Below are 22604 nucleotides of genomic sequence, written 5' to 3' on the forward strand. Positions count from 1 at the left end.
CTCAGACCGCCGTCGGCTCGGGAGCCGGGGCGCCGGCCCGGCGACCGAGCCGAACCGGCATCCGCTCGTATCCGTGCAACGTGAACAACTTTCGACGCTGCGGCGCCCCATCGAGTTGCAGGTCCGGGAACCGCTCGAACAAGGATTGCAGCGCGTAGGTGGCTTCCATCCGGGCCAGGCTCGCACCGAGGCAAGCGTGGATGCCGCTGCTGAATGTCAAGTGCTCCTTGGCATTCGAGCGGCCGACATCGAAGACATCCGGATCGGCGAAGACGGCGGGATCGCGGTTCGCGCCCGCCAGTGACAGCACCACGGTATTGCGCTTGTGCAGCTGCACACCCTCGAGTTCCAAGTCGGTCGATGCGATTCGCGCCGTCGTCTGCACCGGCGCATCGATGCGCAGCACTTCTTCGACCGCATTCGGCCAGAGATCCGGTTCGGCGCGCAATCGATCCAATTGTTCGGGATGCGTGACCAATTGGGCGACGCCATTGCCGATCAGGTTGACCGTGGTCTCGAAACCCGCGCCCATCAACAGGCTCGCGGTCGCCTTCAAGGCGAAATCATCGAGTTCACCCGAGGTGACCAGACTGCTGAGAATGTCGTCGCCCGGCTCGCGGCGCAGTCGCGCGATATGGCCGTCGAGGTAATCGTTCATCACCTCCATCGAACCGAGCGCACGCCGGAATGCCCGCCAGGAAATACCGATATCGAGCAGCGGCGTCATCCGATCGCCCCAGTCCAGGAACAGCTTTCGGTCCTTTTCCGGGAAGCCGAGCATTTCCGAGATGATGGCGATCGGCACCTGCGCGGCATACGACGCGATCAGATCGGCCGAACCGCCCGAGGACAGCGCACCCAGCAGTTCCTCGGTGACGGTCTCGACCCGTTCCCGCAGTCGGCGGATCGCACGCGGGGTGAAGGCCGACGCGACCGGCTTGCGCATCTGCGTATGCTCGGGCGGGTCGATGACCAGCATGGATGGCGGCTCAACCGGGTTGGGCGGCAAGGGAAGTCGCTCGGCGAGCAATTGCAGCGGCTTCGGAATATTGAAGGTGTCGGTGGTGCGCACACCGAATCGGCTGTCCCGCAGCACGGCTCGGCACAGCTCGTGGTCGAAGCTCGCCCACGCGATCGCGGTGCGCTGCAGCCGCCCATGTCCGCGCAGCCGCTCGATCAGCGGATAGGGATCGGCGAGACCATCGGGCCCGCCCATCAGTTGAGCGAACGGATCACCGCGCCGCGCCTGGGTGCGCAGGGCCAACCGCGGCGCACCCTGCACCGATAACCACCGGAACCAATACTGCGGCTTCATCACTTCACCAACCCCATCGTTGCGCGACAATTCCACCGTACGGACTCCCCGGCCAGGGTGGAACGTCCCATGGTCGGACGCCGACCTATACCAGGGTAGGAGCTCAGCCGCGCTGCGCGGTGACCCGCTCGGATTCGATGCGCCGCTCGCGCAGCGCCGGATCCGGGTTGACCACCTGCACCAGCGAAGCCCCCGCCACCAGCACCGAGACAAACCCGTCGATCAGTTCGGCCGGGGTATCCCAAGAAGTGCTCGACAGCACCCGGTCGCCCTCGGAAAACCCTTGCAGCACAGCGGATTTTCTGGCCTCGGCGAGCACCTCGGAGACCGGCATCCCATCCAGCGCCACCCCGGCGCCGCGCGGCATGAACTGGTCGCCGTGCACCCGCACGGAGGTGGCGAAATCGGTGATGCCGATCGGCAGATCCCGCACCGGCATGCCGAAGGCATCCAGCGAGAGCGCGGCGACCTCCGGAATACCGTCGGTCTCGTCCAATCGTTCGGCGGTCGCCAGCGCCAGATCGGCATCCGGATCGGGCCCGAGCACTACCTCGGTCCCGGCCCACCAGCAGCCGAGCAGCACCGCGGCGGTCTGCCAGTGCGCGGGCAGCAGCACCGCGACGCGCGCACCCGGGCTCAGCCCGAATTCGTCGCGGATCAGATTGGCGGTCTTGGCCGCCCAGTTCGCCAGGGTCAGCCCGGATAGTTCGATCCGGGCGCCGGTGGCGTCGTCGTAGTAGGTGACGCGCGGACCGGCCGGGTCGCGCTCGAGGATCGGATCGAGTAGCGCCTCGGTGAGCGTCAGCACGTGGTCGTGGTCACGCATCGGTCAATTCACGCATGGTCAATTCACGCATTTCGGTCCGTTCTGGCCTGCGTCGATCGGTGGAGCCGGTGGTACGGGCGTTGCGGTGCTCGACGTTCCGGAGAAGTCGAACATGCTGCCCGCGGTCGAGCCCGGACCAGAATAGTCGCTTGCCAGCACGACGCTGACCGAATCCGGGGACAACGTGCTGTCCGCGATGACTGTCAGCCCGCCGAGCGCCTTCGCGACCGCCTTGGCCTTCGGATTCGACGTATCCATCGCGAGCACTCGACTGCTGGTGACGCTGGTCCCGGTGTAGTTGCCGACCAATCCCTCCTGGAATCCCTTGGCCGTCAACGCCTGTGCCACCTGTCCCGCGAGCCCGCCGATCCCGCTCGCATTGAACACACTGACGCTCACCGATGCCGGATCGATCGTCGGCTCGGCATGATCGTCCGACTTGCCGTCGACCAGCGACGCCACATACGACTTCACCGCTTTCGGATCCACCCGCACGACCGATTCACCATCGCTGGTCGTGTCGTTCAGATCGGCGACCGGAATCGTCTCGAAACTGACCTGACCGCCCGAAAGATCCTTCAGCTGTTGCAGGAACGCCAGCACGTCCCAATCGTCGTCCAGCACGACGGTGCGACCGACCGCATCACTGAGATTTTGCAACTTGCCCGGATTGCCCAGCGTCTTGGCGCTGAGCACCTGGCCGACCAACCGCGCCATGAAGACCTGCTGGCGCACGATCCGGTCCAGATCGCCGCGCGGCAGATCGTGGCGCTGGCGCACAAAGCTCAAAGCCTGTGGGCCGTCGAGCTTCTGGCGACCCGCCCGGAAGTCGGCGCCGGACATCCATTCATCCACGGGATTGTTCAGGCAGACATCGACCCCGCCGACCGCATCGGTCAGCAGCACGAACCCGAGCAAACTGACCTCGGCGTAGTGGTCGACCGTGATGCCGGTGAGATTGGCCACGGTCTTGATCAGCGCCTGGCGCCCGGCCTGCGTGGACTGCTTTTCCGCGTCGGCCTCCGAGACGCCCTGGTTGATCAGCTTGCGGCGCTGAGCCTCTTTGGTCGCGCCGTAGGCCGAGTTGATCTTGCTCTTGCCGATGCCCGGAATGTCGACATAGGCGTCGCGCGGAATGGAGATGGCGGTGGCGGAGCGCCCGTCGTTCGGGACGCGAACCAGCACGATGGTGTCGGTATTGGTGCCGACCTCATCGCCCGCGTGCAATATGGCGCGCTCATTGCTGCTGAGCGGATTGCCGTGCGCGTCGGTGCGGCTGTCCACACCGACCAGCAGGATGTCGACCGCGCCGTCGCTGCCGCCGCCGAGGCCGAGGCCGCCGATGCGTTCGATATTCGAAATCAGCGAGTCGACGCTGTGCCAGGCGAATCCGGTGATGAGCAGGACCAGCACCGACCCGGCCGCGACGAACGCGCGCAGCGGACCCAGGCCGCTCCCGGCTGCGGGTAGTCGCGACGACGCTGTCGCCCTCATCTTCTGCGGCACCACTGCATCCTCTCGCCAAAAACCGAGCATCCTGCTGCGCTTGCCCGCGCGCTCCCAGCTGATGTACCGACTGCGCAGCGCCGGTTCGTCGAAGCCGACGCGTCGCTGACTCGACCGCCCCGCCTCCGGTAGCCCCCGTCTTGCTTGCCCCGAGGCTAACCGACGGCTACCGCGGCGGACCACAACCGCAGGTGCCACGGCGTGCCAGACTCGTGCCCGTGACCGCGATATCGCCCTCATCGACCGTAGCCGCGCGCCTCGTCGTGACCGGAGCGGGTGGGCAGTTGGGACGCGAACTGTTGCACCGCGCACCCGACGCCCACGCCTTCGGTCGCGATGAATTGGACATCACGGACGCGGCCGCCGTGCGCGCCGCACTCGAACCGGGTGATGTCGTGCTGAACTGCGCCGCCTACACCGCCGTCGACCAGGCCGAATCCGATCTCGAGGCCGCCTTCGCGGTCAATGCGACCGGACCGGCCGTACTCGCTGCCGCCTGTGCGCAGGTGGATGCCAGATTGATCCATGTTTCGACCGACTACGTGTTCGCGGGAACCCACGACAAGCCGTACGACACCGACGACCCGACCGAACCCGCCACCGTCTACGGCCGATCCAAATTGGCAGGCGAACATGCCGTGCTGGCAACCGCGCCGCACGCACATGTGGTGCGCACCGCGTGGGTATACACCGGGCGCGGAAGGGATTTCGTCGCGACCATGCTGCGGCTGGAACGCGAACGCGACACCCTCGACGTGGTCGACGACCAGCTCGGCTCCCCGACCTACGCCGCCGATCTGGCCGCCGGACTCCTGGAATTGGCGGGTCGGCCGGATGCGCCGCGAGTGCTGCACGCCACCAACTCCGGCCAGGTCAGCTGGTTCGAATTCGCGCGGGCGATATTCGCCGGAATCGGGGCGGATCCGACTCGGGTGCGCCCGTGTGACTCGACCGCATTTCCGAGACCCGCACGGCGCCCGGCATATTCGGTGTTGTCCAACCGTTCCTGGGCCGATGCCGGACTGACTCCGCTACGGCAGTGGGAGGTCGCACTCGGGGACGCGCTGTCGGGGTTGTCACAGTAGGCTGCATGCCCGTGAGGGAGCGACAGCGAGCGAACCAACAACACAGCGTGCGATCGCGCACGACGGAGCCGAGCGTCAGCGAGGCGCAGTCGTGAACGATTCCGGATCTGCTGCCCCCGGCGGCCTTGTCGTCGTCACGGTGACTTATTCACCCGGCGAGCACCTCGAGCACTTCATCACCACCCTGGCCGCTGCCACCAGCGAAAAACCGCAGGTGATCCTGGCCGACAACGGTTCGGTGGACGGTGCGCCGGAGCTGGCGGCGGAGACCAACGCACACGTGCGGCTGCTGCGGACCGGCGGAAATATCGGTTACGGCGGTGCGATCAACCGGGCGGTCGCGGAGATCGATCCGAGCGTCGAATTCATTGTCATCGCCAATCCGGATATCCGCTGGGGCAGCGACTCCATCGACAAACTGCTCGCCGCAGCCAAGCGCTGGCCGCGGGCGGGCGCGCTCGGGCCGATGGTGCGCGAGCCCGACGGCAGCGTCTACCCGTCCGCACGCTCGGTGCCCGGACTGCTCGACGGCGCCGGACACGCCATTCTCGGCACGGTGTGGCCGTCGAATCCGTGGACCCTGCGCTACCGCCAGGACAACGAGCAGATCTCCGAGCGGGCCGTCGGCTGGCTGTCCGGTTCGTGCCTGCTGGTGCGGCGCGCGGCCTTCGATTCGATCGACGGCTTCGACTCGCGCTACTTCATGTACATGGAGGACGTGGACTTCGGCGACCGGATGGGCAAGGCGGGTTGGCACAACGTCTTCGTGCCCGACGCCGAGGTCACCCACGCCAAGGGCCACGCGGCCGGACGCCATCCCGAGGTGATGCTCCCCGCGCACCACGCGAGCGCGTACCGATTCCAGGCCGATCGGCATCCGCACTGGTGGCAGGCGCCGTTGCGGTTGGCGTTGCGGGCCGGACTTGCGATCCGTTCCCGGATTGCGGTTCGATCTGCGCTGCGTCAACAGGCGCGGGAAGCCCAGAGCTAACGTCACGAGTTCGGCACACAACGGTGCCGAACCCGTGTCGCTGGGTACTGAAACTGGTGTCTGTGGCGCTGACGCGCACCACCGAGCACACGATCCACTGTGAACAGGGAGCATGATGGCAGGAAATGCAGGCACCGACGCCGTGATTCTGGTCGGCGGCCAGGGCACGCGGTTACGTCCGCTCACCCTGTCGGCGCCCAAGCCGATGCTGCCGACGGCCGGACTGCCGTTCCTGACCCACCTGCTCGCCCGCATCGCGGACGCCGGAATCACCCACGTCGTGCTCGGCACCTCGTTCAAGGCGGAGGTCTTCGAGGAACACTTCGGTGACGGCGCCGACCTGGGCCTCGACCTCGAGTACGTCACCGAGACCGAACCGCTCGGCACGGGTGGCGGCATCCGCAATGTGCTGCCCAGGCTGCGCGCCGACAACATCATGGTGTTCAACGGCGACGTGCTCGGCGGCACCGATCTCGGCGCGATCCTGGACACCCACGAGTCCACGAATGCGGATGTGACCCTGCATCTGGTTCGGGTGAGCGATCCGCGGGCATTCGGCTGCGTGCCGACCGACGAGGACGGGCGGGTCACCGCCTTCCTGGAGAAGACGCAGGATCCGCCGACCGATCAGATCAATGCAGGTTGCTACGTCTTCCGGCGCGAATATATCGAGAAGATCCCGGCGGGGCGGCCGGTGTCGGTGGAGCGCGAGGTGTTTCCTGCGCTGCTCGCCGAAGGTGCCCGCGTGCAGGGCCACGTCGACTCCTCCTACTGGCGCGATATGGGTACCCCGGAGGACTTCGTCCGCGGCTCGGCCGACCTGGTTCGCGGCATCGCCCCCTCTCCGGCCCTGCCCGGACAGCGTGGTGAATCTCTCGTCCACGAGGGTGCGGGCATCGCCCCCGGCGCACTGCTGATCGGCGGCACCGTCGTCGGTCGCGGCGCCGAAGTAGGCGCAGGTGCGCGCCTCGACGGCGCGGTGCTGTTCGACGGCGCCCGCATCGAAGCAGGCGCCACCGTGGAACGCTCCATCATCGGCTTCGGCGCCCGCATCGGCCCCCGCGCCCTGGTCCGCGACGCCGTCATCGGCGACGGTGCGAACGTCGGCGCCCGCTGCGAACTACTACGCGGCGCCCGCATCTGGCCCGGCGTCGACATCCCGGACGGCGGCATCCGCTTCTCCACAGACGTGTAATAGAAAGGCGCACCAGGCTATTCGGCGTGCGCGAGGTAGGCGAACGGTGAACCGTGCGCGAGCTCGACCGCCGCGCACCTCCGACCTGGTCGACCCTCGGCGGCATCGGAGAAGGTGCGCAGCGACTCAGCTGAAGCCGACGGCCTGTTCGCCCCAGGCGGTGTGCAGGTCGCGGTCCGGGTTGTCGATTACCCGGTCGATGTTGTCGATCAGGAGTGTGGTGCGGGTGCTGGGGCGGTAGGGCGGCCAGTGTTTGGAGCCGTCGATGGCGGCGGGAACACCGTGGGTGGCGAAGGCGAGCCAGCGGCGTTGCATGCGACCGGAGACTTCCATGGCTACCTTGCGGCCGCCGAGCCAGAAGGTGGGATCGTGGTTCAGAGTGCCGAAATTGCCGAACACATAAGGCAATTCGGTGGCGTGACCGGCGCCGACGCGGGCCGCCTTCAGCATGGGGGTGGCGTGGTCGAAGCGGTACATCCAGGTCGGTGAGTGCTGGGCGTGGCCGTCGGCGACCCAGTGGGCCGGCATGCGGAAGGCCGCGTCGGTGGACATGGCAAGTGCACCACGGGTTTTCGCGAGATCCGGGTAGGCCGAGGTGATTTCGGCGATGCGCTCGGGCGACATCTCCGGATGATTGGCGGCCACATCGCGCAGCATGGCATTCACCGCGTCCGGGGTCACCGGCATGATCGGCGAGCGGAGGACGCGGAACAGCGAGGCCTCGTCCTTATTGGTGCCGATGATCAGCGGTACACGATGTGAACGGCCCTGTTGAAAGCGGTCGATGGGATAGGTCGGTACCAGATAGCCGTCGACGACGGGCGCGGCAGCCAGCCGACCCGGCTCCTTCAACGGAATCTCGTCCAGCAGTACGCCCGCGGCCGTCACGATCCGGTCGATCGGGCACTCCAGCAATTCGCTTGCGCGCGAATACGGCAATTCGATCAGTTCCAGAAAGCGCTGGGCCACAGCGGCAGCGCGCTCCTGGCCGAAAACCGTTGTCGTGGGCGGACTTTGCGCGATCGCCTGATGGAAAAGACCGGCCGTCGGCGGAGCCGTCAACAGTGCGGTCACGCATCCGGCGCCGGACGATTCGCCGAATAGCGTCACGTTGCCCGGATCGCCGCCGAATGCGGCGATATTGTCGCGAACCCACTCGAGTGCGGCGATCTGGTCGTGCAGACCGAGGTTCGGCGTGAAATCGTCGGAGAGCGAGGACAAGTCGAGGAAGCCGAGGGCGCCGAGGCGGTAATTGACCGTCACCACGACCACGTCACCGGCTTCGGCCAACTTGCGACCGTCGTAGATCTCCTGGGCCGCGGTGCCGAGGCAGTACGCGCCGCCGTGCAGCCACACTAGGACCGGGCGTGGCGTACCGGTATCAGCGGAACTGCGCGGCGACCATACATTGAGCCACAGGCAGTCCTCCCCCGTTCGCAGGTCGGAGTCGACCGGGACCATATTGCCCATTGTCTGCGGGGCGATCTCGCCGAAGGTCGTGCACTCGCGGATGCCATCCCACGGCTGCGGCGGCAGTGGCGGCCGGAACCGGTTCGGACCGGACGGCGCGGATGCGTACGGAATGCTGCGCCACACCGCGACCGGTCCGTCCCAGCGTCCACTCACGCGGCCCCAGGTCGTCCGAGCGACCGGCTCGGTGTCGCCGACCTCGGAGCCAGGTTCGATATCGAACTGCGTGGTCATCTTCCGCACCTCCTGCCTACGCCCCGGGCAGGTGCGCTGCGAGTTTGCTCCGGCCGGGTCCAAGCACCTAGCGATCTCTTATCGAGAGTACGTCCAGTTGGACAGGGGGATGGGTGGGACGCACCTCTCACCCTTGGCGCTACGCTGGGCCGATGCCGAGTTATAGCTTCCGGTGCCGCAGCTGTGGCGACACTTTCGAGGTCAACCGTCCGATGGCGGAGGCGTCGAATCCGGCGGCCTGCCCGAACGGCCACGATGACACGGTCAAGCTGCTGACCACATTCGCCACGGTCAGCAGGGGTGGCGGCGGCGCCGCGTCACCCGCGCCCGCGCCGCGGCCCGCCGGTGGCGGCTGCTGCGGTGGCGGCTGCTGCTCCTGAATCCGGCGCAGTGATCGGCGTGGGCGATATCACGCTGGGTCGGGTCGGTCTCGCTTGTCGACGTGGCCGAGGTCACGGTCCGGTGCGACGCGGTCGCGCACACGCTGCTTGAGTACGGCGATATCCGGGAATCCGCCGTCCGCCTTGCGCTCCCAGATCTGGTCGCCGTCGATGGTGATGCGGAACACGCCGCCCGTGCCGGGGATCAGCGCCACCTCACCGAGTTCCGTGGCGAAGGTGCTCAGCAATTCCTGTGCCATCCAGCTCGCGCGCAGCAACCAGCGGCATTGCGTGCAGTATTCGATCGCGATACGTGGCATGGGTGGCACGCTACCGGTCACGGTTCGATGATGCCGTCGAGGTAGACCCAGGCGCCGTCCACCCGGGCGAATGTGCTCACCTCGTGCAGAGATCCACGTCGGCCTTCGGCCTTGTAGTGGGCGATGAATTCCACGGTGCCGGTGTCGTCGAACGGTCCGCCGCGCTCGGTGCGCACGATCTCCAGGAACAGCCAGCGCTGGTCCGGATCCAGGTCGAGCGTCTTCGGTCGGGTGCGCGGATGCCAGGACCGCAGCAGGTATTCGGTATCGCCGACCGCGAATGCGGTGTAGCGCGAACGCATCAGCGCCTCGGCCGTCGCCGCGGACCGCTCCCCCGCCAGCACCGGTCCACAGCAGGTGCCGAACGGCTCCCCACGCTTACACGGGCACGGCTGTGAGTCGTCCATGACTACGAATCTTGCTCGCCGTGTGGATCACTGCGTGCTCCGGGGCCCTTGATCAAGATCAGGTTGCACTGGTGGAGGGGGCTTCTCGGGCGATGCCGGCGCAGATATTCCACCTGATCTTGATCCATGCGCTCGAGGGACCTCGGGGCGCGAATGGGTTTGGTTTAATGGCGTGTCGCGCGGAGTGTTGCGTAAAGGTGTACTGACGTGGGCGATCCGGCAACTCCGGGGCGACGAATCACGGTGTGGATAAGCGGAAGTGTCGACACCGATCAAGGAGCCCGCCATGGGACTGCTGAATGTGTTGAACATGTTGGGAACCGGTTCCGCCATTGCCTCGGAGGGCCTTTCGCTGCTGGCCGGCGTCATCGGACTGTTCAGTCAGTCCTGACTTCTCGATCGATCCAGCGGGTGGCGGCTGTGGCGAGTGAGGTGGCGATGGCTGCGGTCTGCTCGCGCCAGCGGCGTAGTTCGGTGACGCTCGGGGCGAGTTCGTAATCGTGGTGGTGGGCGGCGCGGGACAGGGCTGCCCATACCGTCGCGACCTGCGCGGCGGTGGCGTCGCCCGCGAATACGCGCAGCGCGAGCAGTTGGGCGCGCATCGGGCAGCGCGCCAATTCCGGTGCCACCCGCAACCACAACTCGTCGACGGATTGTTCGAGCGCGAGCCGCAGAATCCACACCGTCGCCCGCGACCACAGCCCATCGGCATCGGTCACCGACCCGTCGAGCAGCCGATCCACCGCATCGAACCGCTCGGCCACCGTCGGCCGCGGCGGATGTGGTTTCCCCGCCACCCCCTGCTTGCGCGCGCCCCCTCGCCGCCCCGCCCCACCCACCTTCCGCTGCCGAGCCCCCTCACCCCGCCGAGTCGTACGGCCCTGCCGAGCCGCGCCGCTCTTCCCACCCGATTCGTCCGGCACCCCGACTTGCCTTCCCGCCCAGCCCTTTCCGCCCTGCCCGACCGACTTCCCCGGCGAGCCGCCATCCTCCTTCCGACCGGCACCGTCTTGTCGGCCCGCGATACCTTGCAACCCCGCGCCACCCGATGGATCACTATCTCGCACCCGACCGTCGTCCGCGTCGCCCGACGTGCCCGCGTCATCACCCGCCGCGCTCACCGCCACCCCCGAGCTATCGATGCGCAGCACCGGTTCATCGTCGTAGCCAGCCGACGAACTTCTCGGTGTCCGCGATCAGGTCGCGCATGCTGCGGCCGATTGGCACGTGGGCTCCCGCAGTGGCGTCGCGTAGGGCGTCGACGACCCATTTGCCTTCGCGGGCGAGATGTTTGTTGAGGTCGTCTACTCGGCCGCCGATCCCCATGACCGCGAGCGCGACCATTGCGCGAGTTGTTTGCGCGCCTTCGATATGGCGTTCGACGTCCCGGTGATCCATGCCGTCGGCGAGCAAATTGCGCCTGGCTCTGGCCAGGCTGGCCGCTTCCACGGCCGAGCGGCAACAGGTAGCCACCAGTTCGTCTGCGATCGCCGGGGGGAGTTGTGGGGTGCGGACCAGGGAGCGGGCGTCGTCGAGGTAGCGGCGAATGGGGTCGCTGGATACCCGGACTTCCACTACCGAGCGTTCGCGGCGTTGCACTTCGAGCACGCTGGCGTCCAGTTGCATGCGCCGCACCGCCTCGGCCAGCCGCTCGTCATGGGTGAAGACGATGACCTGCCGCGTCCATGCCATGACCTCGAGCACCCTGGCCAGTCCGTCCACCTTGGCCGGATCCATGGCCTGCACCGGGTCATCGATCATGACGAAGCGAAAAGGACTGTCCTCCACCGTCGCTCGCGGCAGGAACAGCGAAAGCCCGAGGGCGTGCAACTCCCCCTGACTCATCACCCCGAGCGCGGCGCCGTCCACCTCGTCGACGGTGACATCGAGCAGCACCCGCCGCGCGGTTCCGGCGTTGCCCTGCAACCGAATCGCACCGAGTTCGACATTGCTCTGCTGACGCAGTGTGCGCCAGACCCAGCGCGCCGTGGTCTCCAGCGGCGCCATCCGCTCCCCGCGCAATCCGGCCGTCGCGGATTTCAGCCAATCCTCGGCGCGCTTGAGTGTGCGCAGTTCGCTGCCGTTCGCGATGACCGCGCGGGCCCCCTCCAGCCAGAGGCTGATGCGTGGCACCAGCGGCGCCCACACCTCGTCGAGGCGGTTCAGTTCCTTCCGGGTGCCCTGTTGCAGCAACTCCAGTTCGTCTACCAGGCGCGTGTGCGCACCGCGCAGTCGATCGGGCAGGTCAGGCGAGTAATCTGCGCCGGTCAGCGCCGCCCAGTCCGTCCAGGCGAGACGCACCGCGGTGGTGTCGACGGTGGGCGGATTGCGCGGATCGAAATCGAGTTCCGGGGGGATATGTTCCGGGAGTGCGCGGGCGTCGCGCACGGCTTGTCGCAGTGCGGCCCGTGCGCTCGCGAGTGCGTCGACTCGGGAGGTCAGCTCGGCAATCGAGGCGTCCGCGCCGCGTAACCACGTCGCGTCCAATGCCCCACGCCCACAGACCGGACACGCGCATTCCCCGCTGGCACCGACATGATCGCGCGCCCGCCGCAGCAATTCCAGCACCCGCAGATCGGCCTCGGCATCGGCGGTCGAATCGCGCGCGAGCACCGTGCGGCACTGTTCGAGGCGAGCGGCGATCGCTTCCACTTCGGCACCCGAGGGCAAGACCAGCCGCACGATTGCCCGCAGCCCGTCCGGCCCGACCGGATTCTCTGCCGTGCCGAGTATTTCGCGACCGATAGCCCTGAGATCAGGGCGGTCGGGGCGCAGCAGCGCCGCCATCCGCGCCGCACGGTCGTCGGCCACCGTACCGAGCGCGGTCACCAGTTCGATGCGTTCCTGGCGCGAATCCCGTACGGCGCGTTCGAGTTCCAGTCGCCGGGTGCGAATCCGCTCTTGCGCCACGGTCAATTCGTCGAGGCCGAGCAGCCGGTGCAGTGCGTCGAACAGATCGCTCGGTTTGCCGTCGACGAGTGCGCCGAGTTCGCTATAGGACAGGAAGGGGCGATACAACTCCAGCAGACCGGCCCAGCGGTTGCCGTCGAAATCCGTTGACGCGGTTCCGGATCGCTGTTCGGTCCAGTGTGCTTGCCCCAGATCCGCCTGCGGTGACCACTCTTTGGCGATGGTCAGCTCGGGATCGGCTCCGGTGGTGAGCAATTCGAGTTCGATGCGCGCCGAGCCGCCGTCGTGCAGATTCCGCCAGCCCTCGCGCCATGCCGCCGACCGGCCGTCCCAGCGGCGATTACTGCCGGTGAGCACCAGCTCGGCGGCCTCGGCGAAGCTCGACTTACCACTTCCGTTGCGGCCCACCACCAAGGTGAGACCGGGCCCCGGCGGCAACTGCAGTGTCGCCTCGGGTCCGATGCCGCGGAAGCCGCGGACCCGGATCGCACGCAGGAAGATGCCGGAGCCGTCGAATTCGGTTGTCAGATCATCGGACTCGCCGCCGCCGAGGGCGCGGAGCACGGTGTGCGCGACATCGGGGGTGACCGCGGGATCCGCTGCGAGCCGTCGGGATACCACTTCGGTCAGGCGCGGCACCGTCGCAGTATCGGTTCCGGGATCTGTACGCATGCGTAACCCCCTAGACCACGAACCGCGGCACGTCCCCAACCCCGCACGGGTATCACTGTTGAAAGCTGAACGAGACGCTACCCGATGGCGTCGAATTCGCCCACAGCGGTACCGTTTCGCGCGGTCGGAAGGGGAAAATGCGAATCTGCCCGCGGGGATGGTATGGCCATCGAACAGGCTGGGCCCCGCTCGATGTCCACCCCTCGCCAACCCCGGCGGGCAGCTCGATGGTGTGTCACCCGATTTGGGTGGCTCGGTCGGAGCCGAACAGGACAGAATGCCAGAATCAGACAACCAGCGCAAGGTACTTTTCGTGCCGAATCCGTCGTCCGCGCAGCGTATTCCAGAGAAATAGCCGCTCACCACCTAACTTGTCGGTGGACTGCGGTAGAAATTCGGCAACCGAGCAACGGGGGAAGACATGACATACAGTCGATCCGGAGCCGCCGGATGAACCAGGCGGGAGCCATACATATGACCGCGCCGTGGACCGAGGAACAGGTCAGCGCGCTCGCACCCGATGCGAGCTCGCTATCCGCCGCGCGCAAGCTCGCCGGGCGCTGGCGCGGCACCGGACAGTCGGACACCGCACTGTGGGGCCTGTGTCAGGGCAGCGGCGCCAAGCCGTATCAGACAGTCGTGGCTCTGGCGGGTCCGGCGTACAAGTGCTCGTGTCCGAGCCGCAAATTCCCGTGCAAGCACGCATTGTCGCTCTTGCTCGCTTGGTCCGGTGGCGCAGTCGCCGAAGCGCCGATCGCGGACTTCGCGGCGGAATGGATCGACGCCCGTGCGGTCCGCGCGGCCGAGTCCGTCACCGACCCGCGGGCCCGCACGGCCAATCCGGCGACCGCCGAACAGCGGCGGGTCCGGGTGACGGCGGGGCTGGAGGAACTCGATATCTGGCTCGGCGATCAGGTGCGCACCGGACTGGCCCAGACCGATCGCTCGTTTCGCGCCTTCGAGGCGATCGCGGCCCGGATGGTCGACGCGCAGGCCCCCGGCGTCGCCGCCACCCTGCGCCAGCTGCCGACCGCCGTAGTGACCAGGGCGGACTGGCCAGATGTGGTACTCGCCGAATACGCGAGGCTGCATCTGCTGATCGCCGCGCACCGCCGGCTCGACGAATTGTCGCCGGAGCTGCGGGCCGGCGTCCGCACCCATATCGGCTATCCGACATCCGCCGAATCCGTGCGCGCCGAACCCGCGGTCCGGGATCAGTGGCAGGTACTCGGCATCCGGACCAGCGAGGAGGAGCGGCTCTACACGCGCCGAACATGGTTGTACGGCAGGCAGACTCGACGCTGGGCACTGCTGCTCGAGCATTCCTTCGGCGCGCCGAGCTTCTCGGCGGAAGTACCGCTGCCCGGCATGATGGCCGAAGCGGATCTGCACTATTACCCGGGTGGCGCGCCGCTGCGGGCGCTCTGGGGCGAACGGCACGGTGCGGCCGAACCGTTCACCACGCTGCAGGTTGCCGACGGGACGATCGCCGCCGCATTGACCGAGCATGCCGAGGCGCTCGCGGGCGATCCATGGTTGCGATTCCGACCGCTGCTGCTCACCGATGTCGTGCCGGTGTGGACCGAAAATGGCTGGTACATAGCCGAATCCGACGGTACCGCGTTGCCGATTGCGGCTACCGAGCAGCCGTGGCGACTGCTCGGGGTGTCCGGTGGGCATCCGGTGACGCTGGCCGCCGAATGGGGTGTGGCCGGATTGGTGCCGATCTCGGTATTCACCGCGGGTGAGGTCGTCGATGTCGACAGTGCGGAGTTCGGCACGCGTGCGACGTCGAATGCGCCTGCCGCACCGGTGTCGGAGGAGCTGACCTCGGTGGCGCTGCTCGGCACGGCCCGCAGGGCAGCGGATCCCGCGCGGCTCGAGGCTCCGGTGGCCGCCGCAGCGACCCGGTTGCGCACCGATCCGGCACTTGTGCTTCTCGAATCCGCCGCGCTGCGTGGCGCTTTCGCGCGTGCTGGGGTATCCGTCAGTACGGCGAGCAAGTCCGAACCCGCTGCGGATGACGCGCGGCGACTCCTGCCCCGCGCCGCGGCATCCCGACTCGCCCGCATGTTGCGGGACCGGTCCCCCTTCCTGCCCGAATGGTTCGCGGCCGCAGCACCGTTCGACTATCGCGCCCCGGATGCACTGTGCGCGCTACTGCTCGAGCAGGCGAAGGCGAATACCGAACTGCGCGAACCACTTTTGCGTCTGGCCGGAACCCGCGGCCGCTGGCTGGCCAACCAGCGCCCGGACTGGCGTGACCTGGTGCGGCAAGGGCCTTCCGATGCGCCGACGCAGCAGAGCTGGCAGTTCGGCCAACCACCCGAGCGCCGCGAATGGCTCGCCGAACTGCGCCGACGAGATGCCGGAGCCGCACGTGCCGCGCTGACCGCGTCGTGGCCGAAGGAATCCGGCCCGCTGAAGGCCGAACTCTTGGCCATACTCGCCGAAGGGATTTCGGCCGATGACGAACCGCTGCTCGAAAACGCGTTGGACGATCGGCGATCGGATGTCCGGCGAGTCGCGGCCGGACTGCTGCCGCTGCTGTCGGATTCGGCATTCACGCAGCGCATGACCCGGCGCGCGAGCGCATGGGTCACGGTCGAACATCTGCTGCTGCATCCTAATCTGGTCGTCCGCATTCCGGAGGAGCTCGACGATGCCGATCGCAGGGACGGCATCAACGATCGCACGGTGGAATTCACCTATCGCTGGGACGGCGCACCAGACCTGGGTGCGGGTCGGCTGCGGCAACTCGTCGCGGCGACACCGCTGACGCACTGGGCATCCGAACTCGGCGCACCCGATAAGGCCACCCGGGCCAAGATCAGTGACCGGTTCCGGCAGCCGCTGTTCGACGGTTGGGTTGATGCCGCACTGACACAACGTGATTCGGCCTGGGCGCGGGCGCTGTTCGACGCCGGGGTACCGACCGATCTGGCCATGCTTCGGCGCCGCGAATTGTTCGCGCTGCTGCCGCTGCCCGATCGCACCCGGCATCTGCTGCAATTGGACGGCGCGTGGCTCTCGGAGCTCGAGGCGCTGCTGCCGGCCATGGGCCATCCGTGGCCGGAAACCCTTGCCCAACATCTGATTCTGTTGTTGTTCGAACGCGCACGTGCCGCGGCCAAACGCCCCGAAGCACATGGCACCGGTCCGAGCGCGCATCGGTCGCTGCTGTCCGCGGCGGCCGTGCACCTGCCCGTCACCGCGGCGCGAACCGCCACTGCGGTGGCGCGCCGATGCACCGATCCCAACTGGGAGCGAGCCTTCGATCAGCTCGCCCATGACCTCAACCACCGCTCGATGATGCTCGAGGAGTTGCAGTGACCACTACCGATTCGAAGCCGGAGCTGTTGCGTCCGCACGCCGAACAAGCTTATGCCGAGGAACTGCGGGCACTGGCGGCGATCGATGATCGGCCGCGGCCGCCGTCTTGGCAACTGTCGCCGTGGGCGGTGGTCACCTACCTGCTCGGTGGCACGCTCGACGACGGCACCGTGATCAGCCCCAAGTACGTCGGGCCGCGACGGCTGATGGAGGTGGCGGTCGCGACGCTGGCGACCGATCGGGCGCTGCTGTTGCTCGGCGTGCCCGGCACCGCGAAAACCTGGGTATCGGAACATCTTTCGGCCGCGATCAGCGGTGCATCGACGCTGCTCGTACAGGGCACCTCGGGTACCGCCGAGGAGGCGATCCGCTACGGCTGGAACTATGCGCGGCTGCTCGCGGAGGGGCCGAGCGAGGGTGCGCTGGTGCCATCGCCCGTCATGACCGCGATGCGTCGCGGCGCCATCGCCCGGATCGAGGAACTCACCCGCATTCCGTCCGATGTGCAGGACGCGCTGATCACCGTGCTGTCCGAAAAGACCCTGCCGGTACCGGAACTCGGGATGGAGGTGCAGGCCACCAAGGGGTTCAACGTCATTGCCACCGCCAACGACCGCGACCGTGGCGTCAACGATCTGTCCTCCGCTCTGCGTCGCCGCTTCAATACCGTGGTGCTGCCGCTGCCCGCCAGTGAGGACGAGGAGGTCGCCATCGTGACCCGCCGCGTAGAACAGCTCGGCTCCGCGCTCGAACTTCCGGCGGTTCCCGCCGCGGCCGAGGAAGTACGCCGGGTCGTGCGCGTTTTCCGCGAGCTGCGTTCCGGCATGACCGCCGACGGTCGCACCAAACTCAAGACGCCCTCCGGCACCCTGTCCACCGCCGAAGCGATCTCGGTGATCACCAATGGCATCGCCCTGTCGGCACACTTCGGCGACGGCACCTTGCGCGCATCCGATATCGCGGGCGCGGTCCTCGGCTCGGTCATCAAGGATCCGGTGGCCGACGCCGTCATCTGGACCGAATATCTGGAAGCCGTTGTCCGCGAACGCCCCGAATGGTCCGACTTCTACCGCGCTTGCCGCGAGGTCCACGGATGAGGCGGCACCGCCGACTGATCCGACCACAACGCATGTTCAACCGGGGGTGACACGGTGAGCAAGACAAGCACGGCCGACGACCGTATGGACGACCAGCAGAACGCCGCCCAGAGCGGTCCGGTGACCCGCGTGTTCGGCATCCGCCACCACGGCCCGGGTTCGGCCAGATCTTTGCGCACCGCGCTCGAGCAGTTTCGCCCTGACACGATCCTGATCGAGGGTCCGGCCGATGCCGACCCTTTGGCCGGATATGTAGCGGCCGAGGGAATGTCGCCACCCGTCGCCATGCTGGCCTATGTGCCGGACCAGCCCGCCAAGGCCGCATTCTGGCCGTACGCGGTGTTCTCGCCCGAATGGCAGGCGCTGCGATATGCGGCGGAACACGCAGTGCCGGTAAAGTTCTGCGACCTTCCCGCGACCACCGTCCTGGCCACCGAAGACGAACCGGGCGACCGCATCGACCCACTCGCCGAATTGGCCGCCGCCGCCGGCTACGACGATGCCGAACGCTGGTGGGACGCAGTGGTCGAATCCGTCGCCGACGCCGACGCTTTCGAAGCGATCACCGAGGCAATGGGCGCACTGCGAGAAGCCGCTGAACGAGGCATGTTCGGCATCGGACCTGCCACGCACGCAACCGAAGACACTTCGCCCGGCCAACAGCCACATGGGATACACGGCATTCCGGCGGGTGATCGCTCAGCCGCAGGTGGCACAGGCAGCGAGGCACTCGGGCCCGACGAGCAACCCAGGCCCGCCGCACATGATGAGTCGGCCAACTCGCAGGTCGGTGACACTATCGACGAGGCGATCGGGCTCGAAGACGTTGAGCGCCAACCCATCGGGATCGACGGACATACCTTGCGGCGTGAGGCCTATATGCGGCAGACGATGCGGAAGGCGTTGAAGGAGGGGGCGCAGCGGCTTGCGGTGGTGTGTGGGGCGTGGCATGCACCGGCGTTGGCGGGGAAGTTGGGGCCTGCGACGGCGGATACCAAGTTGCTCAAGGGGCTTCCCAAGGCGAAGGCGACGGTGACTTGGGTGCCGTGGACGCATTCCCGGCTGGCGGCGACCTCCGGATACGGCGCCGGAATCACCTCGCCCGGCTGGTATCACCACTTGTTCACCGAGACCGAGCAGCCGATCGCGCGCTGGCTGACCAAGGTGGCGGGGGTGTTGCGCGCACACGATCTGCCGGTCTCCAGTGCGCACATCATCGAATCCGTCCGGCTCGCCGACACGCTCGCGGTGCTGCGGGCTCGGCCGCTGGCCGGGCTGTCGGAGGTCACCGAGGCGGTGCGGTCGGTGATGTGCGCGGGCGATGAGGCGATGGTGCGGCTCGTCTCGTCCGAACTGGTGGTCGGCGAGGCACTCGGCGCAGTACCCGATGGCACGCCGACCGTCCCGCTGGATGCCGATCTGCGTGCCCGGATCCGCACGCTGCGACTCAAACAGGAAGCCCTGTCCCGCAATCTCGATCTCGACCTGCGCAAGGAGCGCGAGGTCGAGCGCTCCCGACTGCTGCACCGGCTGCGGGTACTCGGAATCGACTGGGGCACACCGACAACCGGCGAAGTGCGCAGCACCGGGACCTTCCGCGAATCCTGGACGCTGCGGTGGCGACCCGAATTCGCGGTCTCGATCATCGAGGCCTCGCGCTGGGGCACCACCATCCGCACCGCAGCGGAGGCCAAAATCCTCGACACCGCTGGCCGCGAGGGCAGCACTGTCGGCGACCTCACCGCCGCACTCGAGGTCGCGCTGCTCGCCGATCTCGGCGACGCCACCAATGGCCTGATCACCCGCCTGGAATCGGCCGCGGCACTCGACCACGATGTAACCCATCTGCTCGCCGCCCTCCCCGGCCTGACTCGCACGCTGCGCTACGGCGATGTCCGCGGCACCGACACCGAGGCACTCGCCCATGTCGCGGACGGCCTGCTCGTGCGGATCTGCGCGGGGCTGCCCGGCGCGGTCACCGGCCTGGATACCGACGCCGCCGAACAACTCCGCACCCAACTGGACGCCACGCATACCGCCATCCACACCCGCGACAACGATTGGGCCACCGGCGAATGGCTGGCCGCCCTGCACCGCTTGGCCGACCGTGACGATGTGCACGGCGCCCTCGTCGGCCGCGCCGTCCGACTGCTCGCCGATGCCGGACGCATCGACGAATCCGATTCCGCACGCAGGCTTTCCGCCGCGCTCTCGATCGGCAATACCGCCGCCGCCAAGGCCGCCTGGATCGACGGCTTCCTCGGAGGTCGTGGGCTACTGCTGGTCCACGACCGAGAGTTGTTGCGGCTCATCGACGATTGGCTGCGCAGTCTCGGCGACGATATGTTCGTCGAAATCCTGCCGCTGCTGCGCCGTACCTTCGGCGCATTCGAATCCGGAGAGCGCCGCGCCATCGGCCAAGCGGTGCGCGACGGCGGCTCTGGCAAATCGCGGCCCGGCGCGGACACGACCTTCGATGTGGAGCGAGGGCTGGTCGCCATGCGCACGGTCGCCGACATCCTGGGAGTGCCGGTATGAGCCCGACGCGCCTAGCCCCGGATCAACTCGCAGCGTGCACCGACGACCGCAAGGCCTTCCATACCGAGCCGAAGATCGTCGCCATGCGCATCGCGAGCGATTCTGCCCACTCGTCGGGCATTACGACGCGATCAGATCGCCGCACCGCATTGTGCAATGCGGCTGCCACAACAGCCCAGCAGCCGCCCGACGCGCTCCTTCAGCACCGCGCTCGGGCCCCTCGAACAACCCGAACGACGATGTGGTGGCATTCCGCCGTCACCTACCTCCCGGAGTGACCGGATGAACGCGATCGATGAAACCCAGACCAGGCGTTGGCGTCTGGTGCTCGGCACCGCCGCCGAACAACCCCTCGGCGGCTTAAGTTCCGCGGACGACGAGGCCATGGATCGTGCCTTGGGCGCGGTCTACAACACCGACGATCAGAGCTCCGGTAAGCGCTCAGCCGGACTCGGCGGCTCCGCACCGAAGGTGGCCCGCTGGCTCGGCGATATCCGCACCTACTTCCCGTCCACCGTCGTCGAGGTCATGCAGCGCGATGCGGTCGATCGGCTCAATCTGACCCAGCTCCTGCTGGAACCGGAACTCCTCGAAGCGGTGGAGCCCGACGTGCACCTGGTCGGCACCCTGCTGAGCCTGAATCGGGTGATGCCCGAAACCACCAAGGCGACAGCGCGAATGGTGGTCGAGAAAGTAGTCCGCGAAATCGAACAGCGCATTGCCGCGCACACCGTCGCGGCGGTATCCGGCGCACTGAACCGCGCCGCCCGCGTCACCCGACCTCGGCTGCGGGATATCGACTGGGACCGCACCATCCGCAAGAATCTCGCCAACTACCTTCCCGAACACCGGACCGTCGTGCCCGAACGCCTGGTCGGCTACGGCCGCAAGGCGCAGGCGGTACGCCGGGATGTCGTCCTCGCCATCGATCAATCCGGTTCGATGGCCTCCAGCGTGATCTATGCCTCGGTCTTCGGCGCGGTCCTGGCCTCGATGCGGTCGCTGAAAACGTCCCTGGTCGTTTTCGATACCGAAGTCGTCGACCTGACCGAACAACTCACCGATCCGGTCGATGTCCTCTTAGGCACCCAACTCGGCGGCGGCACGGACATCAATCGCGCCATCGCATATTCCCAAGCGCTCATCACCCGCCCCGCAGACACCCTGTTCGTCCTCATCTCCGATCTCTATGAGGGCGGTATTCGCGAAGAGATGCTGCGCCGCGTCAACGCCATGCGGGAATCCGGCGTCCAGGTGGTCGTCCTGCTCGCCCTATCCGACGACGGCGCTCCCGCCTTCGACCACGACAACGCCGCCGCTCTCGCCGCCCTCGGCATACCGGCCTTCGCCTGCACCCCCGACAAGTTCCCCGACCTGCTCGCCCTCGCCCTCGACCGGGGCGATATCCAAGCCTGGGCCAACCGGAATGCCGGAACCAGTTGAGTCAGCGCGTCGGCACCGGCTGCGGGCCCACCGGCCCCATCGCACCCCACGCTGTCGCCGCGGCGGGCACCACCAGCGGATGCAGCAGCGCTGACAACCCGAGCAGCACCACCGCGACGATCGCGTCGAGCCAGTAGTGATTGCCGGTTCCGACCACGACCACCGTGGTCAGCACCGGATGTGCCAGCGCCAGCCACCGCCAGGAACTTCGGGTCGCCGCAACCATGGCAAAGGCCAGCAGCAGCGCCCACCCCACGTGCAGCGAGGGCATGGCGGCGAACTGGTTCGACAGCCCGCCGGAATCCGGTGAGCCATAGACGGATTGGCCGTGTATGGCGGCGAGGTCGACAAAGCCGTACTCGGGCAGCATGCGCGGCGGTGCGAGCGGTATCAACACATGCACCGCGAGCGCGGCTCCGGTCAATGCCACCATAAGATTCCGGGTCCAGCGGTAGTGCTCCGGCCGGAAAACCCACAGCCACAACAGCACCCCGACCGCCACCGTGAAATGTGCGGTGGCGTAATAGAAATTGGCCGGAACCGCGAGAAAATCCCGATGCAGGAATATCGCCTGTACCGTGGTCTCTTCCGGCAGACCGAGCTTGTCCTCGAGCCCGAGCATTTCCCTGGCATTGCCGAGTGCGTGCACGGTGTCGTCGGCGGTGAACATCCGCCCGACCCGATAGGCCAGATAGAGCACGGTGATCAATGCGAGTTGCCGAACCGCCTCGCCGCCACGGCCGTGCACCGCCGCCCTCATCTTCTCGGCGATGCCGCCGACCGCGGGCGAAAAACCCACGTTCGGACCACCGAGACCCACTGCCACCATCGCCAGCGGCCTCCTTACCCATCCAACCCCACATGTTAAACGGAGTAACAACC

Annotated in this window: 17 protein-coding genes; 8 read left to right on the forward strand and 9 right to left on the reverse strand. The window is 67.4% G+C overall.

Annotation, left to right across the window (positions count from 1 at the left end; translation table 11 throughout):
- Window position 1 precedes the first annotated feature (1 nt).
- The 3 genes from ACZ60G_RS01035 to ACZ60G_RS01045 form a co-directional block, all read right to left on the reverse strand.
- Entirely contained in the window at window positions 2–1315 is a 1314-nt protein-coding gene (locus ACZ60G_RS01035) for a cytochrome P450 (protein WP_465806136.1), read from the reverse strand.
- A 103-nt stretch (window positions 1316–1418) separates the two neighbouring features.
- Complete coding sequence (locus ACZ60G_RS01040) at window positions 1419–2141, reverse strand: TIGR03089 family protein (protein ID WP_465806138.1); 723 nt, start codon at window positions 2139–2141, stop codon at window positions 1419–1421.
- An 18-nt stretch (window positions 2142–2159) separates the two neighbouring features.
- Window positions 2160–3635 (reverse strand): LCP family protein, encoded by a 1476-nt coding sequence (locus tag ACZ60G_RS01045; RefSeq protein ID WP_465806730.1) that lies wholly within the window; start codon window positions 3633–3635, stop codon window positions 2160–2162.
- A 230-nt stretch (window positions 3636–3865) separates the two neighbouring features.
- Here ACZ60G_RS01045 and rfbD point away from each other — a divergent pair, with 230 nt between their 5' ends.
- The 3 genes from rfbD (at window position 3866) to manB (ending at window position 6918) form a co-directional block, all read left to right on the forward strand.
- A complete protein-coding gene (gene rfbD / locus ACZ60G_RS01050) occupies window positions 3866–4732 on the forward strand; it encodes a dTDP-4-dehydrorhamnose reductase (RefSeq protein ID WP_465806140.1) in 867 nt (288 codons plus the stop codon).
- A 91-nt stretch (window positions 4733–4823) separates the two neighbouring features.
- The gene (locus tag ACZ60G_RS01055) at window positions 4824–5723 is read left to right on the forward strand and encodes a glycosyltransferase family 2 protein (RefSeq protein ID WP_465806141.1); all 900 of its coding nucleotides are present in this window, start codon (window positions 4824–4826) and stop codon (window positions 5721–5723) included.
- Between the two features lie 115 nt (window positions 5724–5838).
- Window positions 5839–6918: a mannose-1-phosphate guanylyltransferase gene (gene manB / locus ACZ60G_RS01060; protein WP_465806143.1), complete on the forward strand. Its 1080-nt coding sequence runs from the start codon at window positions 5839–5841 to the stop codon at window positions 6916–6918.
- 126 nt (window positions 6919–7044) lie between these two features.
- Here the strand turns inward: manB and ACZ60G_RS01065 are convergent, their stop codons facing one another.
- Entirely contained in the window at window positions 7045–8622 is a 1578-nt protein-coding gene (locus ACZ60G_RS01065; RefSeq protein WP_465806144.1) for a carboxylesterase/lipase family protein, read from the reverse strand.
- Window positions 8623–8774: 152 nt separating this feature from the next.
- Here ACZ60G_RS01065 and ACZ60G_RS01070 point away from each other — a divergent pair, with 152 nt between their 5' ends.
- Window positions 8775–9002, forward strand: a complete 228-nt coding sequence (locus tag ACZ60G_RS01070) for an FmdB family zinc ribbon protein (RefSeq protein ID WP_465806146.1) — start codon at window positions 8775–8777, stop codon at window positions 9000–9002.
- 29 nt (window positions 9003–9031) lie between these two features.
- On the opposite strand, the gene ACZ60G_RS01075 is transcribed toward ACZ60G_RS01070, so the two are convergent.
- The 4 genes from ACZ60G_RS01075 to ACZ60G_RS01090 all read right to left on the reverse strand — a co-directional run bounded on the left by ACZ60G_RS01075 (window position 9032) and on the right by ACZ60G_RS01090 (window position 13311).
- Window positions 9032–9322 (reverse strand): Rdx family protein, encoded by a 291-nt coding sequence (locus ACZ60G_RS01075; protein WP_465806148.1) that lies wholly within the window; start codon window positions 9320–9322, stop codon window positions 9032–9034.
- Window positions 9323–9339: 17 nt separating this feature from the next.
- The gene (locus ACZ60G_RS01080; protein ID WP_465806149.1) at window positions 9340–9729 is read right to left on the reverse strand and encodes a YchJ family protein; all 390 of its coding nucleotides are present in this window, start codon (window positions 9727–9729) and stop codon (window positions 9340–9342) included.
- A 377-nt stretch (window positions 9730–10106) separates the two neighbouring features.
- Window positions 10107–10880 carry a hypothetical protein gene (locus ACZ60G_RS01085; RefSeq protein ID WP_465806151.1) on the reverse strand — a complete coding sequence of 258 codons (774 nt, stop codon included), beginning with the start codon at window positions 10878–10880 and terminating at the stop codon, window positions 10107–10109.
- A gap of 4 nt (window positions 10881–10884) precedes the next feature.
- Window positions 10885–13311, reverse strand: a complete 2427-nt coding sequence (locus ACZ60G_RS01090) for an AAA family ATPase (protein WP_465806153.1) — start codon at window positions 13309–13311, stop codon at window positions 10885–10887.
- Between the two features lie 450 nt (window positions 13312–13761).
- Here ACZ60G_RS01090 and ACZ60G_RS01095 point away from each other — a divergent pair, with 450 nt between their 5' ends.
- The 4 genes from ACZ60G_RS01095 (at window position 13762) to ACZ60G_RS01110 (ending at window position 21722) form a co-directional block, all read left to right on the forward strand.
- Window positions 13762–16644, forward strand: a complete 2883-nt coding sequence (locus ACZ60G_RS01095) for a DUF5691 domain-containing protein (protein WP_465806155.1) — start codon at window positions 13762–13764, stop codon at window positions 16642–16644.
- Window positions 16641–17741: an ATP-binding protein gene (locus ACZ60G_RS01100; protein ID WP_465806157.1), complete on the forward strand. Its 1101-nt coding sequence runs from the start codon at window positions 16641–16643 to the stop codon at window positions 17739–17741. The genes ACZ60G_RS01095 and ACZ60G_RS01100 overlap by 4 nt, the downstream gene beginning before the upstream one ends.
- A gap of 84 nt (window positions 17742–17825) precedes the next feature.
- On the forward strand, window positions 17826–20279 hold the full coding sequence (locus tag ACZ60G_RS01105; protein ID WP_465806732.1) for a DUF5682 family protein: 2454 nt from the start codon (window positions 17826–17828) through the stop codon (window positions 20277–20279).
- A 282-nt stretch (window positions 20280–20561) separates the two neighbouring features.
- Complete coding sequence (locus ACZ60G_RS01110; protein WP_465806159.1) at window positions 20562–21722, forward strand: VWA domain-containing protein; 1161 nt, start codon at window positions 20562–20564, stop codon at window positions 21720–21722.
- A gap of 1 nt (window position 21723) precedes the next feature.
- On the opposite strand, the gene ACZ60G_RS01115 is transcribed toward ACZ60G_RS01110, so the two are convergent.
- The gene (locus tag ACZ60G_RS01115; RefSeq protein ID WP_465806161.1) at window positions 21724–22551 is read right to left on the reverse strand and encodes a phosphatase PAP2 family protein; all 828 of its coding nucleotides are present in this window, start codon (window positions 22549–22551) and stop codon (window positions 21724–21726) included.
- Window positions 22552–22604: the final 53 nt, after the last annotated feature.

The sequence above is a fragment of the Nocardia sp. NPDC102475 genome (genome assembly GCF_055584605.1).

What these genes read in the sequence shown, in the direction of transcription:
- ACZ60G_RS01105 (WP_465806732.1), top strand. Translation starts at nt 17,826, where the DNA reads ATGGACGACCAGCAGAACGCCGCCCAGAGCGGTCCGGTGACCCGCGTG.
- ACZ60G_RS01045 (WP_465806730.1), bottom strand. Translation starts at nt 3,635, where the DNA reads ATGAGGGCGACAGCGTCGTCGCGACTACCCGCAGCCGGGAGCGGCCTG.
- ACZ60G_RS01090 (WP_465806153.1), bottom strand. Translation starts at nt 13,311, where the DNA reads ATGCGTACAGATCCCGGAACCGATACTGCGACGGTGCCGCGCCTGACC.
- ACZ60G_RS01075 (WP_465806148.1), bottom strand. Translation starts at nt 9,322, where the DNA reads ATGCCACGTATCGCGATCGAATACTGCACGCAATGCCGCTGGTTGCTG.
- manB (WP_465806143.1), top strand. Translation starts at nt 5,839, where the DNA reads ATGGCAGGAAATGCAGGCACCGACGCCGTGATTCTGGTCGGCGGCCAG.
- ACZ60G_RS01115 (WP_465806161.1), bottom strand. Translation starts at nt 22,551, where the DNA reads ATGGTGGCAGTGGGTCTCGGTGGTCCGAACGTGGGTTTTTCGCCCGCG.
- ACZ60G_RS01065 (WP_465806144.1), bottom strand. Translation starts at nt 8,622, where the DNA reads ATGACCACGCAGTTCGATATCGAACCTGGCTCCGAGGTCGGCGACACC.
- ACZ60G_RS01080 (WP_465806149.1), bottom strand. Translation starts at nt 9,729, where the DNA reads ATGGACGACTCACAGCCGTGCCCGTGTAAGCGTGGGGAGCCGTTCGGC.
- ACZ60G_RS01040 (WP_465806138.1), bottom strand. Translation starts at nt 2,141, where the DNA reads ATGCGTGACCACGACCACGTGCTGACGCTCACCGAGGCGCTACTCGAT.
- ACZ60G_RS01035 (WP_465806136.1), bottom strand. Translation starts at nt 1,315, where the DNA reads ATGAAGCCGCAGTATTGGTTCCGGTGGTTATCGGTGCAGGGTGCGCCG.
- ACZ60G_RS01110 (WP_465806159.1), top strand. Translation starts at nt 20,562, where the DNA reads ATGAACGCGATCGATGAAACCCAGACCAGGCGTTGGCGTCTGGTGCTC.
- ACZ60G_RS01070 (WP_465806146.1), top strand. Translation starts at nt 8,775, where the DNA reads ATGCCGAGTTATAGCTTCCGGTGCCGCAGCTGTGGCGACACTTTCGAG.
- ACZ60G_RS01095 (WP_465806155.1), top strand. Translation starts at nt 13,762, where the DNA reads ATGAACCAGGCGGGAGCCATACATATGACCGCGCCGTGGACCGAGGAA.